Genomic DNA, 16,969 nt, shown 5'->3' with positions numbered 1-16,969 from the left:
AAGATTATAGAACCGTAAAAGAATTACTTCTTTAAAGCTTCTTGTACGTCTGTAACAGGAACAATCTCTTCTTTGAAGGTATATGCACCAGTTTTTTCTAGTTTTATCGCTCTAATAATTTTAGAGAAGCCTTTTGCAGGATCTGTACTTTTTAGAGACGCAACTACTTTCTTTGCCATAGTAGTAAGTGATTATTTAATTTCTTTGTGAACTGTATATTTCTTAAGAACCGCGTTGTATTTTTTCAACTCGATACGCTCTGGCGTATTCTTACGGTTTTTAGTTGTTATGTGACGGCTTGTACCAGCTAACCCTGTAGCTTTATGTTCAGTACATTCCAAGATAACCTGGATTCTGTTTCCTTTTTTTGCCATGATCTATTAATATTTTTTAAGGTAACCTGCTGCTGTAGCTTTTTCCAAAACTGCAGACAAACCCTTTGAACTAATGGTCTTAATTGCTTTTGTAGATAACTTCAATGTTATCCATCTGTTTTCTTCGGAAAGGAAGAAACGCTTCTTCTGAATGTTCGGAGCGAATGTTCTCTTCGTCTTATTATTTGCGTGAGAAACATTGAACCCTGTTCTTGTTTTCTTTCCTGTTATTTGACAAACTCTGGCCATGACAATACTATTCTTACTTTGTAATAGGGTTGCAAATATCTGAATAAATCCATTAAAGAACAAACCATCCCCTAAAATTATTCTAAAAAATCTCTTTTTGTGGAAAAGTGATAGCAAAAATAGCTGTTATAACTCAAAATGAGCTGTTTTAAGGTAAAAAAGTTTCTATCAATCTGAATTCAGGGTCTGCATCTGCAGGTTAATTATTGCCTCCTCTTTTGAAAATCCACACGAATCGGAATGTGCCGGATCCAATGAGGTGGAATATATATGGGATAAGGGTGGCTTAACTATGGGATAACCATAGATTCTCACCTTTAAAATCGAATAGTTAATTTCCATGATGTTTAATCAACTATTTAAATCCCACGATTGAAATCGCGGGCTATGCAAAGCTGTACTCCAAGGTATTTAACGCTATTTTTATTACCTTTGTAAGCTGTTTCGACCGTTTTGGTCGGCGGTTAACTAATTATAATACCTTTAAAAACAATCACATTATGAACACTACTGTATCTCTTAGTCAGCAGGCTATCGAACTTGAAGATAAATATGGCGCACATAACTATCATCCGCTTCCGGTGGTTTTGGCTAAAGGTGAAGGTGTACATTTATGGGATGTGGAAGGCAAACATTATTTCGATTTTCTTTCTGCGTACAGCGCTGTAAACCAGGGGCACTGTCACCCGCGTATTATCAATGCACTGATTGATCAGGCTAAAACCTTAACGCTTACTTCAAGAGCCTTTTATAACGATAAATTAGGTGAAGCAGAAAAATTCATCTGCGATCTGTTTGGTTACGACAAAGCGTTGTTGATGAACTCAGGTGCGGAAGCAAACGAGTCTGCTATAAAATTAGCGCGCAAATGGGGCTATACGGTTAAAGGTATACCAACGGACCAGGCGGTGATCGTTGCGGTTGAACGGAATTTCCACGGTCGTACGACAGGGATCATCTCTGCTTCTACCGATCCGGATTCAAGAAATAATTTCGGACCGTTTATGCCGGGCTACCAAATCATTCCTTACAACGATGTAGCTGCATTGGAAGAAGCACTGAAGAATCCAAACGTATGCGGCTTCTGGGTAGAGCCTATTCAAGGCGAAGCAGGTGTGTTTGTACCGGGCGATGGTTATTTGAAAAAAGCACAGGAACTGTGTACAAAATACAATGTGATCTTAATGATGGATGAGATCCAGACGGGTTGCGGCAGAACGGGTAAACTGATCGCTTCAAACCACGAAGGTGTACATCCGGATATGTTGATCTTAGGAAAAGCACTATCAGGCGGAACGTATCCGGTATCGTGTGTGCTTACTTCCGATGAGATCATGTTAACGATCAAGCCAGGCGAACATGGTTCTACCTTTGGTGGCAATCCTCTTGCATGTGCTGTATTGACTGAATCGTTAGCCGTGTTAATGGATGAAGGTTTGATCGACAATGCTGCGGCGATGGGTGAATTATTCAGAGATCGCATGAATGCATTAAAAGACAAATGTGAGCACGTAACATTGGTACGTGGCAAAGGTTTGTTGAATGCAATCATTATTAAGCCTACAGCTGACGGTCGTACCGCATGGGATGTATGCATCAAGCTTATGGAAAATGGTTTGCTTGCAAAACCAACCCATGGTGACATCATTCGCTTTGCACCGCCATTGATCATCACAGAAGATCAGGTGAATGAGTGCTGCGATATTATTGAGAAAACGTTGCTTAGTTTCTAGTTACTAGGTACTAGTTTCTAGACGAAGGAAACACAACAATTATTACATATAAAAATATACTTAAATGGGTGATAGATTAAAACTATCACCCATTTTTAAAACACATCAGGTGCTAGTCTAGCAACTAGTAACTAGCGCCTAGTAACTAGTTAATTATGCGCCGTCCAAGAAGAAACCGTAAATCAGAAGCTGTTCGTCAGTTGGTAAAAGAACACAGAGTATATACTGAAGATCTTATGTTCCCGCTTTTTTTAACGGGTGGTAATGGTATTAAAACTGAAATTGCTTCCATGCCAGGTATCTTCCGTTTTTCAGAAGACAATCTGCTGCGCGAAATTGACAGCTGCATGAATCTGGGTTTGCGTTCGTTTGTATTGTTCCCGCATTTCCCGGAGGAAGTAAAAGACAAATACGCAACCATCAGCTATCAGGAGAATATGTATCTGAAAGCCTTGCGTGAAATCAAGAAACGTTTCCCTGAATGTTGCTTGATGACGGATGTGGCGCTTGACCCCTACTCTTCTGACGGACACGATGGCATTGTTGTGAACGGCGAAATTGTAAACGACGAAACATTAATCGTGTTAGGTAAGATGGCCGTAGCACAAGCACAAGCCGGTGCAGACATCGTTGGACCATCCGACATGATGGACGGTCGTGTTGGTTTTATCCGCGATATGCTGGATGATAATGATTTCAAGAACACATCGATCATGGCATACACAGCCAAGTATGCAAGCGCGTTTTACGGTCCGTTTAGAGATGCATTAGACTCTGCTCCGAAAGCAGGTGATAAAAAAACCTACCAGATGGATCCGGCAAATGTTACGGAAGCGTTGCTTGAGGCAGAACTGGACGTACAGGAAGGTGCTGATATCATTATGGTAAAACCTGCCCTTGCCTATTTAGATGTAATTAAAACATTATACGATCAGTTTGATGTACCGATTGCAGCCTACAACGTGAGCGGTGAATACGCAATGGTGAAAGCTGCTGCAGCAAACGGCTGGATTGATAACGACAAAGTAATGCTCGAAACGTTGTTGAGCATGAAACGTGCCGGTGCAAAAATTATCCTTACGTATTTTGCGAAGGAGTTTGCGAGTAAGATGAAGTATTTTTAGGGAGGCTTACTCAACTAATGAATCCTCCAAGGGTTTCTTATTAGAAATACCCTCATAATAATTATATACGAGGTGATGGAATCAAACCCTTGGAGGGTTTTGCGTTGCTTGATTAGCGGTTATTAACATCATTTTTATGAAATGGTATAAAAAGATTTTATTCTGGGAAATCCATCGGATACCGCTGAACATCATTATCTGTTTAATGATTTTCTTCGGATTTCATTTATTTTCTTCAGTTTCATCAATCCCAGCTGATAATGTATATTTCAATGATTATAATATAATACAGATTATCATTCTGTACCTTCTGACTATTTTCAATATTCTATATACATTTACTTGGATCATCTCATTGTTCTTAACTATCAATACTCGCAAATATTCAGTGATCATTTTATTGATTATCTATTTTATTTGCCTGCTGTCCTTCTTTACTGAACCAATTTTAAGATATTTACTTGCTTTTATTTTTTATTAAAATATTTTTGAATTCATTCTGATCGAAACAAAAACGTATGAAAAAGCTACCAAACATTCATCCCGGAGAAGTATTGATGGAAGAGTTTTTAATTCCCATGGAAATTACTTCTTATAGATTAGCGAAAGAAATCGGCATTCCGCAAACACGTGTGAGTGAAATTACCAAAGGCCGCAGACGTATCACTGCAGATACTGCTTTACGTCTAAGCAAATACTTTGGCAACAGTCCTAAGTTCTGGCTTGGCTTGCAGGATGATTATGATATAGAAGAAGAAAGCCAGTTGATAGTCGAGGAGTTAAAAGCGATTAAAAAAGTAGTGGCTTAGAATTAATCACCAGCCATCAGTTGTTGGTGATCGGCTTGAATATTTGTTCATTATTTTTATATTTGTTCTGGCCGAAACACCAACAACGGCGTGGGATTTATAACTCCTAACTGGTGTTCGAAATAACCGAACAACTCTAAATAAACTTTTTTATGAGATGGTATAAAAAGATTTTGTTTTGGGAAATTCATCGAATACCGATGAATATTATCATTATTTCTTTCATGCTGTTATTGAGTTCTCAGCCGCTACCAACAATGTCATCCAATACAGATGATGATGGATTTTTTTCGCTGAATTCCAATATGCTTATGCTGGTCATATTGATCATTTTCAATACGCTCTATACCTTTACGTGGATTATTGCTTTGTTTCAGAGAATTTACAATATGAAAAAATCAAAAATCATATTGTCACTTATCTATTTCATTTGCTTTGTATTTATTTTGATATTGATGCTTGTTAAATTATCTAAATGAAAGCTTTAATAAATATAATTCGATTACACTTTACATTCTAAACTTAACACTTACGTGCGCATTGAAATCCAAAAACTCGGCTCCTATCAAATAGAAGAATTCATCGAACTGATCGATGTATTTGAAGAAGTATTTGAAATGAAAGATTTCAAACTGCCGGGCAATAAACATCTGGAAGAGTTATTACAAAAAGACGATTTCTTTGTTTTTGTTGCTGTGCATGAAGGTGAGATTATCGGCGGACTTACAGCCTACAGTCTGACGCAATATTATTCAGAAGCGCCGTTGGTATACATTTACGATATAGCAGTGCTTAAAAAATATCAACGCAAAGGCGTAGGTAAAAAATTAATTCTTGGCATTACCGATTACTGCAAAGAACTTGATGTAGAAGAAATATTTGTTCAGGCCGAAGATGCAGATGAACATGCACTGGATTTTTACAGATCAACGGGAGCTTTGTCTACGAAGGTGACGCACTTTTATTATCCGTTTGGGTGATGATTTAACAAACGAAACCTCCAAGGTTTTCTTTTTAGTGGTTGATCTATTTTATTACACCTGAGGTGATCGATACAAAACCTTGGAGGTTTAAAAGTTGAAAGGACTGAAAACATCACTTCCTCGCGCTCCGCATTGCTTTTACTTTTTGGATACTTTTATCTTTCAGCAACTGCTGATATTCTTTTGTCTCCATTCCATAGAGTGCCATCCTTCCTTTATGATCAAAGTGTACACCAAAACCATATTGCTTGGTTAAAGGCGATGCTCTGAAACAAGCCTGTCCCTTGGAAAAGAGCTGTGCCCGTGCTTCTTCGTATTCAGCTTTTGTCAGATCATTGCGATCTGCATGAATTTGAAACAATACCTCATCTGAAGTATATTTATAAGGTTTCTTTGACAGCATATCAAACTGCATAGAAGCAATGGTTTTCTTCCCATTCTTTTCTTCCGGTATTTTTGCCGCATCAAGTTTGATATCTTCTGCGACTTCAATAAACGCGTCGAAATAATTAGTTGTATGTGTACCGTCTGTCAGTTTCATAGTTGAATATCGGAATTATTTCAGAAATATAATATCGTCTGAATTAATAAAATATTAAGCGAAATGATGTAATATATATAACCAGCAACATATCGAAATTCATAATTCATAATTCATAATTCATAATTCATAATTCATAATTCATAATTCATAATTCATAATTCATATAAGCTATGGAAAACAACATCGAATTTATCAGTCCGGATACATTATTAAAAAATCCGGCCTTCTCTCAGGTTGCCATTACCAAGGGCAGCGGTGAAACGATCTACATCGGCGGACAAAATGCCATCACAAAAGATCTTGAAATAATTGGCAAAGGTGATATTAAACTACAAACGGAGCATGCATTAAAAAACGTAGAGATCGCATTAAAAGCTGCGGATGCTACATTAGATCATCTGTTTAAACTGAACATTTACATTGTACAGGGACAAGATGTACGCAAAGGATTTGAAGGCGCGCAAGGCTTTTTGAAAAAGCTGAAAAACCCTCCGGTTATTTCAGGAATCATTGTTTCAGGTTTAGCAAACCCGGATTATCTGGTTGAGATTGAAGCCGTCGCTTTTAAAAAATGATTTAAGATTTTTTTGATAAATGCAGTCGAAGACTGCGGAATGAAACACACCAGTCTGAAGACTGGCGCGAGAGAAAATACAGTCAAAGACTTTCAAAGAATAGGCACCAGTCACAGCTACGCTAAGACTGGTGCCAGAATAGTATTTTTAAGATCAAATAAGAAAGAATGTTTACTCTTTATATTCTCCCTTATTTTGTTAAAGGCAATTCAAGTATCCTTTTCTTTTCATGATACTCATCGTTACTGATTTCGCCAGAAGCAAGCCTTCTTTTTAAAATATCCATAGAAGAATACTTCAACATTCTATAACCCATAATAGAATAGGGTGATGCAAACATCCAGAAAATAAATAACAGCCAAACAAACCACCAAAACAGGTGCATTCCAGCTAGGTGATAACCATCGTAGAACATATTTTTTCAATTTACAGTAGCAGAATTGCTACGCTGTAAGGTGAGGTTATTAAAACTAGCAGGTGTTGTACTATTAAGTAGAATAGTTACATGAATCGCATGTTAAAAAAAATGTACTGCAAATTGTTAATGCAAAAAACTTATAAGGTTTATCTTTCGATCACCTCATGTATATTTATATAACAACTTTACTAATTAGAAAACCTTATAGGTTTGCTTTTTGGTTCGCCGCGGCGAATTTGCCTTTTGTTATTTGGAATTTAATTTTCTTCCCCACGTCATCTCTTTCTTATACAACGGGCCTTTCAACTTCTCTACAGTAAAACCTACTGCTTTCAATGTTCTTTTAAAATTAGATTGTGCACAGTATGTTGTAAGAATTCCTCCATCAACCAAACTATCGAAAACCTTTCTAAAGTTTTCTTCTCTCCATACATCTTCCTGATGATTGGGAGCAAAAGCATCAAAATAGCAAACATCAAATTTGTTTACAGGCAAGCTCTTTTCTTCAAGTGTAGCTTTGTATTTGTATATCGTAAAATATTCAGATAAAACTATTTTTTCTTCCCATGCACATTCGTGAATTTTCTTAAACCGCTCTGTTGCCATAGGTTCGTGCATGAGAGCAGGATAATTCAACTGATCTGTTATTTCTTTACTTAACGGAAATGGCTCGAGGGTATGGTATTCTACTTTTAACCGCAACTCTTCGGCTTTGTTCCAGGTAAGCAAAGCATTGAGCCCTGTACCAAAGCCTACTTCCAATACTGCTACATTTGTTTGGTCACTGAATGCAAGCAAGCCATATTCAATGTACACATGAATGGATTCCTGTAGAGCACCATTTTTTGAATGATAGGTTTCATTCAATATTGGATTGTATAAGGTGTGTGAACCGTCTTTAGAAAGAATGAGAGATATATCGGTTGACATAATCAATGAGAATTAACTCTGTTTCTACGCTATTTTTTTCAATGCTTTTTTATCTACAATTAAAATTGCACTGTTCTCAACATGGATCAACTTTTCTCCAATGAATAAAATAAGAATATTTTCTGTAACATCCCGATCCAAACCTGCCATCCCGGCCAAATCAGGGAGAGATATGGTCATAGGCTTTTTTTCTTCACCTGTACTGATGTACAATTCATGAAGTTCGATTATCGCTTTTGCAAGTTGCTGACGTTGTTTCTTAAGAGTATCCATGGGCACCGTTGAATTATTTTTAACCGCAAAGAACGCTAAGATAAACGCAAAGGCCGCAAAGACGTCGCCATTTAAAAACTTTGCGTTCTTTGCGAAAATACTTTGCGACCTTTGCGGTTATTTTTATTTAAATTTCCCCCTTACAAAGAAATCCGCTGTTCAATAGATTCTCTTTATTGTATAAGAACGTTGAACCATCAGGCTTTGTCAACGTTCCGCCAGCGGCTTCCAATACAGCTTGTCCGGCTGCAGTATCCCATTCCATCGTAGGTCCGCCACGGTAATACAGATCCGCAGTACCCTCTGCAACCAAACAGAATTTGATAGAACTTCCGGTTGTAATAAAATCTGTTACTTTATAATCTGCTAATAACTTCGCTTCATCATCTGTGCTATGAGAACGACTGCCCACAGCCGTACGTCCTTCTGTTGGCGCCTTACGAACCGTGATCGGTGTCTCAATTCCTGCTTCAATTTTAAATGCTCCTTGTCCTACAACACCTGCATATAAGGTATCTGTAACCGGTATGTATACTACGCCCATAACCGGACGGTTATTTTCGATCAATGCAATGTTTACCGTAAATTCACCATTTCGTTTGATGAATTCTTTTGTACCATCCAATGGATCAACCAGCCAGTATCTTTTCCAGTTTTTTCGTTCTTCGTATGGAGTACCTTTTCCTTCTTCAGAGATCATCGGTATTTCAGGAAATTCTCCTTTCAACAAGGTATAAATTACTTGATGCGCATTTTTATCGGCAACCGTTAAAGGCGACTTATCATCTTTTATTTCAATCAATTCAGAAAAATCCGGTATTGCATACACTTCCATGATTGCTTTTCCCGCTACCATACTTGCAATTATTGCATTCTCAAGTAAATTATTCATCAAATGTGTTTTTAATTCTAATTCTGCAATTTAAGAAAAGTACCTTAGAATCTTTTGAAAAACTCGGCATACTCCAACATATGATTGGCAAGTACTGTATCTCACAGGATTATCCTCTCTGTCATTGATTTTATTCTTCCGCAAGCGTGCTTTTTATTGACTCATTAATTGCCTCAACTGTATGAGATATAGCCAAAAAAGCGTATTTTTGAAGTCAGTTTTAATAATAGCTTGTGAATCACATACATCCTATATTCGATAAAATCCTTCAACGTGAGGATAAAGAAGCGCAGTTAAAACAACATTCCATTGTAATCTGGATGGTTGGTTTATCCGGTTCAGGTAAAAGCACGCTTGCAAAAGCGTTGGAAAGAGATCTGCATGACCGTGGCTTCTTAACCACATTGCTTGATGGCGATAATCTTCGTACAGGTATCAACAACAACTTAGGTTTTTCAGAAGCAGACCGTACAGAAAATATCCGACGCGCTGCTGAAACGTCTAAATTATTTGCAACCTGCGGCATCATCACCATATGCTCGTTGATCAGTCCAACAGAAGAGATTCGTTCGATGTCTAAGAACATCATTGGCGACAACGATTACTTCGAACTGTTTGTAAATACTCCGATCGAAGTTTGCGAACAACGCGACGTGAAAGGCTTATACAAAAAAGCACGTGCCGGAGAAATTAAAAACTTCACAGGTATTGATTCTCCGTTTGAACATCCAAAGGCGCCGTCTCTAGAAGTGCGCACCGACTTACATAGCTTAGAAGATTGTTTGCAACAGATCTTAACTGCCATCCTTCCTAAAATAACCTACTAATATTTAGTATTCCAATAGATTATGAATTCATATACACTATCCCATTTAAAACAACTTGAATCTGAAGCGATCTTTATGATGCGCGAAGTTGCTGCTCAGTTTGAGCGTCCGGCACTTTTGTTCTCAGGCGGTAAAGATTCAATTGTAATGGTACGTTTGGCACAAAAGGCTTTCTTTCCAGCAAAGATTCCTTTTCCTCTAGTTCACGTTGACACGGGTCACAACTTTGTAGAGACAATTGAATTCAGAGATAAAATGGTTCGTGAGATCGGTGCAACATTGATCGTTCGTTACGTTCAGGATTCAATTGATCAGGGTCGTGCAGTAGAAGAAAAAGGACCAAACCCGAGCCGTAACGGTTTGCAGACAATTACACTTCTTGATACCATTGAAGAGTTTAAGTTTGATGCATGCTTCGGTGGTGCGCGTCGTGATGAAGAGAAAGCACGTGCGAAAGAACGTTTCTTCTCTCACAGAGATGAATTCGGTCAGTGGGATCCTAAAAACCAACGTCCGGAATTGTGGAACTTATACAATGGAAAAAAACATCCAGGTGAAAACTTTAGAATTTTCCCATTGAGCAACTGGACTGAGATGGATGTATGGCAATATATTTATTCTGAGAAATTAGACATACCAAGCATTTACTTCACACACAAAAGAGATATCATCAACCGCGGTGGTACCTTGTTATTCAACTCTCCGTTTGTTACTTTATTGAAAGGGGAAAGCGTTGAAAACATGCAGGTACGTTTCCGTACTGTAGGTGACATGACGTGTACAGGTGCTGTAGAATCAGACGCTGCAACGTTGGAAGAAGTAATTCAGGAAGTTGCTTCAGCACGTCAGACCGAACGTGGCACAAGAGCTGACGACAAACGTTCAGAAGCTGCTATGGAAGACCGTAAAAAACAAGGATACTTTTAATTTAAGCGCTTAGCGCATTTAAGATATATTATGCATCAGACTACAGAACCCATCACAAACGAAAGTTATTTAAACATGGACTTACTTCGCTTCACTACTGCCGGTAGTGTGGATGATGGTAAGAGTACATTGATCGGCCGTTTGTTATATGACTCAAAGGCAATCTTTGAAGATCAGATGGAACAGATCGAAGAAATCAGTACACGTAAAGGTAAAGGCTATGTTGACCTTTCGTTATTGACAGATGGTTTAAGAGCAGAACGTGAACAAGGCATCACGATTGATGTTGCATACCGTTACTTCGCTACACCAAAACGTAAATTCATTGTTGCCGATACTCCTGGTCACGTACAATACACGCGTAACATGGTTACGGGTGCATCTACTGCCAACTTAGCAATCATTTTGATCGATGCACGTCACGGTGTGATCGAGCAGACTTGCCGTCACTCATTCATTGCTTCTTTATTACAGATCAAACACGTTGTTGTTTGTGTAAATAAAATGGACTTAGTTGATTTCAGCGAAGAGAAATTCAATAAGATTCGTGAAGACTATACAAACTTCGCTTCTAAATTATCGATCCCGGATATTCGTTTTATTCCAATCTCTGCATTGATGGGCGATAACGTGGTTGAACCTTCTACAAATACCCCTTGGTACCAAGGCGGAACGTTGATGTACACATTGGAAACAGTGAACATTGCTTCTGATCTGAACATGATCGATTCCCGTTTCCCGGTGCAGTATGTAATTCGTCCGCAGTCTGACGAGTTTCATGACTTCAGAGGTTTTTCAGGAAGAATTGAAGGTGGTGTATTTAAACCAGGCGATGAAGTAATGCACTTACCTTCCGGGTTAACAACAAAAATCAAAACGGTTGAGACAATGGATGAGCAGCTTGAAGAAGCCTTCCCTCCTATGTCTGTTACAATGACCTTAGAAGACAACATCGATATCAGCCGCGGCGATATGATTGTTAAACCAAACAATCAGCCGGAAGTTGGTCAGGATATTGAATTGATGCTTTGCTGGCTGAACGACAAGAAAATGACACCAGGCGGAAAGTACGGTATTAAGCATACTACAAAAGACGCGCGTTGTGTAATTAAAGAAGTTCGCTATAAAATGAACATCAACACGCTTCATAAAATTGAAGATGATAAAACAATTGGCTTGAATGATATCGGACGCGTATTGATCCGTACAACAAGTCCGTTGTTCTACGATAGCTACAATAAGAACCGTATTACAGGCAGTGTTATTTTGGTAGATGAGTTTACCAACGAAACAGTAGGTGCAGGTATGATCTTATAAGTCGTTACGATACTTAATATAAAATCCCTGTTCAATTCATATGAACAGGGATTTTTCTTTTTCAAGCGATCTTAAATTATTTTTTATTTTTTTCAACTCCCAGGCAACCCTTTTGACCAAATACCGGTCTACTCCATACTACCCTAAATCTGAAAATCGAATCTTTATGCCAATTGGAGTTATAATACTATTAACCACCACCTTATATTATGCCTTTTCAGTATACAAATCAAAATACCCAAATAAAATCTCAAACTTTGACGATAAATAAGTTGCTACCAGAAACTTATTTATCTGAGGCAACCCTATTTCATATATACCTGTCTTCTAATCATAACAAAACAATTTATTGATATGAAAAAAAGATTCTTGTACTCCCTGATTTTTCCCTTGGGAATTTTACTCTCTATAAATGCCTGCACAAAAAAACCGGAAAGTGTTGAGCCATCAGACAATTCTTTTACTAATTACTTTTCAAATCAACGAATCAAGACTCAAAAATTCACATTCGATGCCAGTCAAAGTACTGTTATTACCGGAAAGAAAGGTACTAAAGTAATGATTGGAGCAGGCACGCTGCGTACAGCATCAGGCGCACGTGTAACAGGAAATGTGACAGTGGAATTAAAAGAAGTAACGAAACTATCTGAGATGATCGTAAACAATGCGCCTACAATTTCTAACGGAAAGATCTTAACTTCCGGAGGAGAGTTTTATGTAGCAGCTTCACAAAACGGCGCTCCATTATCATTAGCAAATAATGCCAGTTTTTTCATATCCGTTGCAGCTCCCAGAGGCACTACCGATTCTATGAATGTATTTACAGGAAGAGATTCGTTAGGCACTGTTGTGTGGAAGCCTGTACAAGCTGATACGGTAAACAGCAATGTTACTATACCGGCTGACTCTACACGAAACAGATGGGATACCTCTGCTTATTATCAAAATCTGGATTGGGCAATTATAAATAACGTAAATCAATATGTAATCAAATGCACAAAATTCGGATGGATTAATTGTGATTATTTTGCATCCTATCCGGATGTATGCAGGTTAACGATACGATGCGACACCATATACAAGACAACCTATACAAAAGTGTATTATACTATCCCGGCAACAAATTCTGTCGGGAACTTTTACATCAACTCTACAAATCTGGATTTCTTTTGCAACTCCATTCCAAACAATATGAGCCTGAATATTGCAGCCCTTAATTATCATGATGGAAAATATTATATAGCCTTGAAGCATCATGTTATGCATTGCGGTTCGAATCTAAATATTGAAGATCTCGATTTTGTTGAAATAGAGGAATCACAAATTGAAAGCTATCTTTCACAAATAGATATTTAGTGGTATATTTTACGGGAAAGTGATGAATTTACTTTCCCGTTACTTTTTAAATGAATATAGAAAAAGAGTTAATAGAAGGCTGTAAAAAAGGAAACCGACAATCCTTTGAATCCCTGTACAAACAGTATGCAGGGAGGTTGCTAGCTATTGCCATGCGGTATTCATTTACAACGTTTGAAGCTGAAGACATTCTTCAGGAGGCATTCATAAAAATATTCAATTCCATTAAATCCTATGAATACAAAGGTTCGTTTGAAGGCTGGTTAAAACGAATTGTAGTAACAACAGCAATTAATCATTACCACAAAGATAAAGTAAAGCAATCGCAGACAGACCTCTATTATACCGAAGAAGAAAGCGATGATGTTGTTGATATCATTTCAAAAATGTCTGCTGATGAATTGCTGGATGTCATTCAAACATTACCCGATGGCTACCGTATGATATTCAACATGTATGTTATTGAAGGATATACACACAAAGAGATAAGTGAACTGTTGTCGATTTCAGAGGGAACTTCAAAATCACAACTGGCTAAAGGAAGAGGATTATTAAAAAGTAAACTTCTCCAGAAAGGAATCATAACATTATGAAAGAAAATACAGATCGTATGGATCAAGTCATAAAAGATAAATTTGAAGGACACGAAGTTCAGGTCCCTTCTGATTTATGGGCTTCCATTGAATCGAATATCCCTTCAGAAGGCGGAAATGCAGGAGGAAGTTCCTTCTTAAAAAATCCATTCCTGTTCTCAATACTTGTTATCAGCACCATTGCTATTGCGACATATTTATATACTACAAAAGACACGCACAACAATCAAACAACGGTTGCCTCAGAAACTTCTTCTTCTTCTGTAATTAATAATCCCATTGCACATTCAACCGACAATACTACAAACGGGACAGAGACTTCTTCTAACAAAGAAACCGATCACAGCACAAACACTTCTTCGCTCAACACTACAGAAAACACTTCTGCTCCTGTTCTTTTACAAACAAATAGCAGCACCGATTCGCACATTGATCAAAACAATTCAACTACTGCTGCTATATATTCAAAAAACAAAAATACGCAAGCAACAGATAAGAATTTCCATGCAAACGATCCGACCGAATCGAATGTTCATAGCAATGCTTCTAGAGCAGGTGCAGTAAGTCATACATCCGGAGCAACTTATTTAACAAAAAAACAAACGATTGTTTCAGGTTCAACAAATACAAATGCTAAATCAACTGAAAGAAACGCGTCTTCACCTAAATCATCTAACGTCCAATCTACTCAAACAGCAGATTCTGACCTATCTTTAACGGATAAACACGCCAACTCAATTTCAGATAATTCTGCTGTCGTTTCATCTTCGGATCAATTAAATAATTCATCTTCTAACACAGCGAACAGCGCAGCGACTAGCAGTTACGACAATACAAAAAGTACCAGTGAATTATTAAAAACACAATCTCTCAATACAACTATTTCTCAGAGCAATTTACGTACTTCTGTTTATGCAGACTCTATAAAACAATTTACGTCTACCCTTATTCAAGATGACAATTTATTAAACACTAAAAATTCGTTATCGAATACGTCTATAACAAATGCAGCTTCAGCGAAGTCTACAGAGTCGGGCAATAACAATACTTCAGATAAAGCTCCGAATTTGAATGCTTCTCAAATCCGGAATGCAATCGTGTCATTAAATGCAATAAATTCAATAAGCACTGCTTCTGATGCAAGTTCTCTACTCTCAAATACGAACCTTGCAACGCAAGCGAATACTGCTTCTACAATAGAACAGTCCTTAGTATCCAGCAAAGTAAAGAACTCAGCTTCTGCAAAGGAATCTGTTGATTCTGCAAATAATACAACCGGCTTAACAAATGCATCCAATACGAATTCAGATCTTAATGATGCGAATGCCTTTGCACAATCAAAAAACACTGTAACCAATACGACCATAGCAAAAATGGATTCAACCATTCTGGCAAAAGAAATTGATTCTCTTACAGCAGAAAACTTAGCAAAAACAACAAATGCAACAACAACTGAAGAAAGCAAAAAGAAATCTCTTTTCCTTTCCAGATGCAGCTTTGATGGATACGCAACACCTGTACTAGGTTATATGCATCTATCTCCAAACACTTCGGAAACCTCATTAAACAACGCTATAAAAGAACGCAATAAAAATGCAGGAACAGGTTTTGGCATTACAACCGGTCTCCGTATGAATTATGCCTTAACGCAAAAAATAGAAGTTGGTATTGGCTTGCAATATTCCAGCTTAAGTCAGCCGTCGACCATTACGCAAAATCATATCGATTCAAGCTACATGAGCTATCAAGGAAATTATGTACGTGACAGCACGTACGATTCAACAAGTCACAAATACATCTTCACAACTCATTACGTGAAAACAGATAGCACAGTAATTAATAATATTTCAACTCAGGTAGTAAAACACACCGATAAATTCCAGAACATTTCAATTCCTATTCATGTTGCTTATGGCTACAGCATTTCCGACAAATTCTCCTTACTTGCCCGAACCAGTTTGCTCATCAACTATCAAACCAGTTCTGTAACCTATCTGAATGCATTGGATAGCTCCATCGTTGGGCACCATTCTGATAAGCATATATCTCTGGGTGGTTCTTTTTCCGTTGGCGGTTATTATAAATTCTCCAGATCCTGTTCTGTATTTGCTGAACCTATCGTCTACTACTATTTCTCAAATGTATTCGACAAACAAGTGCCGTTCAAACAAACTCAATTTATGTTAGGGCTTCAGACCGGAATCCGATTCAGCTTCTAATACCAGATACTACTGATCGACTCGAATGTTCGTGTAGTCGTTGTTGGGGTTTTACATAGCCATCTGCACATTTACAATGATTTTTTAGCAGATGGGAACAACAGCATCATCTTAGAGAGTGCCCCCTACACTCTCTATTAGATGATTTTGATTGTACAAAATATCCATCTGATTTTGTAAATTTGCATCACTATCAATTAATCGTGCTTAGCTGCAAAATCTTATGAACGGAAAAAATATAGCTCTTCTTTCTTACATTCCACTGTTGGGATGGATCATTGCTTTCGTATTATACCTGGACAATAACACCAAAGACTCGATTGCACGCTTCCACTTACGTCAGACCCTGGGCTTGCAGGTGCTATTTATTGGCGGTTCAATCATTCTGGGATTTTTCCGAATCAATATTCTTTTTTTGGCATTTGAAGTCAGCTGTTTTGTGCTCTGGATCATCGGTCTGTTAAGTGCATTAAAAGAAGAGGAAAAACCGGTTTTCTATGTTGGGCCATACTTCCAGGAATGGTTTAAAAATTTCATTCGTTAACACATATCATTACAAAAGCAAGTAACGTTATAGTTTCATGAAAAAAATACTTCTTATATTCATCAGCTTAGTATTGCTTGCTTTCAGCAGCTGCAGATCCAGTTCAACACCCGGACAATACCATGGACAAATGACGGAAAAGAAACCGTGTGCACAAGGCTGTAAGTAAATAATTCAATTTCTTCATTAAATTACAATAATTTGAAAGGCAGATTCTTTTATGATTTTTTAAAAGATCCGTTTTCACAAGAAAATACATTAATAATCTGCTTACTTTTTCTT

Annotated in this window: 21 protein-coding genes; 13 read left to right on the top strand and 8 right to left on the bottom strand. The window is 37.7% G+C overall.

What is annotated here, in order from left to right; translation table 11 throughout:
- Nucleotides 1-23 precede the first annotated feature (23 nt).
- Genes A3EE_RS21665 through rpmB form a run of 3 tightly spaced genes read right to left on the bottom strand, consistent with a single transcriptional unit; the run spans nt 24 to nt 623 of the window.
- Nucleotides 24-179 carry a DUF4295 domain-containing protein gene (locus tag A3EE_RS21665; protein ID WP_018344219.1) on the bottom strand — a complete coding sequence of 52 codons (156 nt, stop codon included), beginning with the start codon at nt 177-179 and terminating at the stop codon, nt 24-26.
- Between the two features lie 12 nt (nt 180-191).
- Nucleotides 192-374: a 50S ribosomal protein L33 gene (gene rpmG, locus A3EE_RS0114795; protein ID WP_018344218.1), complete on the bottom strand. Its 183-nt coding sequence runs from the start codon at nt 372-374 to the stop codon at nt 192-194.
- Between the two features lie 6 nt (nt 375-380).
- Nucleotides 381-623 (bottom strand): 50S ribosomal protein L28, encoded by a 243-nt coding sequence (gene rpmB / locus A3EE_RS0114790; protein ID WP_018344217.1) that lies wholly within the window; start codon nt 621-623, stop codon nt 381-383.
- 500 nt (nt 624-1,123) lie between these two features.
- Between rpmB and rocD the strand changes: the two genes are divergently transcribed.
- The 4 genes from rocD to A3EE_RS0114760 all read left to right on the top strand — a co-directional run bounded on the left by rocD (nt 1,124) and on the right by A3EE_RS0114760 (nt 5,269).
- On the top strand, nt 1,124-2,356 hold the full coding sequence (rocD, locus tag A3EE_RS0114785) for an ornithine--oxo-acid transaminase (protein ID WP_018344216.1): 1,233 nt from the start codon (nt 1,124-1,126) through the stop codon (nt 2,354-2,356).
- 155 nt (nt 2,357-2,511) lie between these two features.
- Entirely contained in the window at nt 2,512-3,480 is a 969-nt protein-coding gene (hemB, locus tag A3EE_RS0114780; RefSeq protein ID WP_018344215.1) for a porphobilinogen synthase, read from the top strand.
- A gap of 518 nt (nt 3,481-3,998) precedes the next feature.
- A complete protein-coding gene (locus A3EE_RS0114770) occupies nt 3,999-4,289 on the top strand; it encodes a HigA family addiction module antitoxin (protein WP_018344213.1) in 291 nt (96 codons plus the stop codon).
- A 533-nt stretch (nt 4,290-4,822) separates the two neighbouring features.
- Nucleotides 4,823-5,269, top strand: a complete 447-nt coding sequence (locus A3EE_RS0114760; RefSeq protein ID WP_018344211.1) for a GNAT family N-acetyltransferase — start codon at nt 4,823-4,825, stop codon at nt 5,267-5,269.
- Between the two features lie 115 nt (nt 5,270-5,384).
- On the opposite strand, the gene A3EE_RS0114755 is transcribed toward A3EE_RS0114760, so the two are convergent.
- Complete coding sequence (locus tag A3EE_RS0114755) at nt 5,385-5,813, bottom strand: DUF6157 family protein (RefSeq protein ID WP_018344210.1); 429 nt, start codon at nt 5,811-5,813, stop codon at nt 5,385-5,387.
- Nucleotides 5,814-5,986: 173 nt separating this feature from the next.
- On the opposite strand from A3EE_RS0114755, the gene A3EE_RS0114750 reads away from it, so the two are divergent.
- Nucleotides 5,987-6,391: a RidA family protein gene (locus tag A3EE_RS0114750; RefSeq protein ID WP_018344209.1), complete on the top strand. Its 405-nt coding sequence runs from the start codon at nt 5,987-5,989 to the stop codon at nt 6,389-6,391.
- A gap of 190 nt (nt 6,392-6,581) precedes the next feature.
- Here A3EE_RS0114750 and A3EE_RS0114745 read toward each other — a convergent pair whose 3' ends face one another.
- From A3EE_RS0114745 to cysQ, 4 genes are all read right to left on the bottom strand, one after another.
- Complete coding sequence (locus tag A3EE_RS0114745) at nt 6,582-6,806, bottom strand: SHOCT domain-containing protein (protein WP_018344208.1); 225 nt, start codon at nt 6,804-6,806, stop codon at nt 6,582-6,584.
- Nucleotides 6,807-7,055: 249 nt separating this feature from the next.
- Nucleotides 7,056-7,739 (bottom strand): tRNA (5-methylaminomethyl-2-thiouridine)(34)-methyltransferase MnmC2, encoded by a 684-nt coding sequence (mnmC2, locus tag A3EE_RS0114740; protein ID WP_018344207.1) that lies wholly within the window; start codon nt 7,737-7,739, stop codon nt 7,056-7,058.
- Nucleotides 7,740-7,763: 24 nt separating this feature from the next.
- On the bottom strand, nt 7,764-8,012 hold the full coding sequence (locus A3EE_RS0114735) for a cyclic nucleotide-binding domain-containing protein (RefSeq protein WP_018344206.1): 249 nt from the start codon (nt 8,010-8,012) through the stop codon (nt 7,764-7,766).
- A gap of 127 nt (nt 8,013-8,139) precedes the next feature.
- Nucleotides 8,140-8,904, bottom strand: a complete 765-nt coding sequence (cysQ, locus tag A3EE_RS0114730; protein WP_018344205.1) for a 3'(2'),5'-bisphosphate nucleotidase CysQ — start codon at nt 8,902-8,904, stop codon at nt 8,140-8,142.
- Between the two features lie 233 nt (nt 8,905-9,137).
- Between cysQ and cysC the strand changes: the two genes are divergently transcribed.
- The 8 genes from cysC to A3EE_RS22210 all read left to right on the top strand — a co-directional run bounded on the left by cysC (nt 9,138) and on the right by A3EE_RS22210 (nt 16,856).
- A complete protein-coding gene (gene cysC / locus A3EE_RS0114725; RefSeq protein ID WP_018344204.1) occupies nt 9,138-9,731 on the top strand; it encodes an adenylyl-sulfate kinase in 594 nt (197 codons plus the stop codon).
- A gap of 21 nt (nt 9,732-9,752) precedes the next feature.
- Nucleotides 9,753-10,658 carry a sulfate adenylyltransferase subunit CysD gene (gene cysD / locus A3EE_RS0114720; protein WP_018344203.1) on the top strand — a complete coding sequence of 302 codons (906 nt, stop codon included), beginning with the start codon at nt 9,753-9,755 and terminating at the stop codon, nt 10,656-10,658.
- A gap of 30 nt (nt 10,659-10,688) precedes the next feature.
- Nucleotides 10,689-11,975: a sulfate adenylyltransferase subunit CysN gene (gene cysN / locus A3EE_RS0114715; protein ID WP_018344202.1), complete on the top strand. Its 1,287-nt coding sequence runs from the start codon at nt 10,689-10,691 to the stop codon at nt 11,973-11,975.
- 354 nt (nt 11,976-12,329) lie between these two features.
- Entirely contained in the window at nt 12,330-13,331 is a 1,002-nt protein-coding gene (locus tag A3EE_RS0114710; RefSeq protein ID WP_018344201.1) for a hypothetical protein, read from the top strand.
- 50 nt (nt 13,332-13,381) lie between these two features.
- A complete protein-coding gene (locus tag A3EE_RS0114705; RefSeq protein ID WP_018344200.1) occupies nt 13,382-13,924 on the top strand; it encodes an RNA polymerase sigma factor in 543 nt (180 codons plus the stop codon).
- Nucleotides 13,921-16,143 (top strand): hypothetical protein, encoded by a 2,223-nt coding sequence (locus A3EE_RS0114700; protein WP_020526093.1) that lies wholly within the window; start codon nt 13,921-13,923, stop codon nt 16,141-16,143. The genes A3EE_RS0114705 and A3EE_RS0114700 overlap by 4 nt, the downstream gene beginning before the upstream one ends.
- 223 nt (nt 16,144-16,366) lie before the next feature.
- Entirely contained in the window at nt 16,367-16,687 is a 321-nt protein-coding gene (locus tag A3EE_RS0114695; protein WP_018344199.1) for a magnetosome magnetite crystal formation protein family, read from the top strand.
- Between the two features lie 37 nt (nt 16,688-16,724).
- The gene (locus A3EE_RS22210; protein ID WP_281166489.1) at nt 16,725-16,856 is read left to right on the top strand and encodes a hypothetical protein; all 132 of its coding nucleotides are present in this window, start codon (nt 16,725-16,727) and stop codon (nt 16,854-16,856) included.
- Nucleotides 16,857-16,969 lie beyond the last annotated feature (113 nt).

Source organism: Cytophaga aurantiaca DSM 3654, from assembly GCF_000379725.1.
Lineage (GTDB): Bacteria > Bacteroidota > Bacteroidia > Cytophagales > Cytophagaceae > Cytophaga > Cytophaga aurantiaca.
Note: the sequence above shows the minus strand (reverse complement) of the source record. Positions and strands in the feature narration are given on the sequence as shown.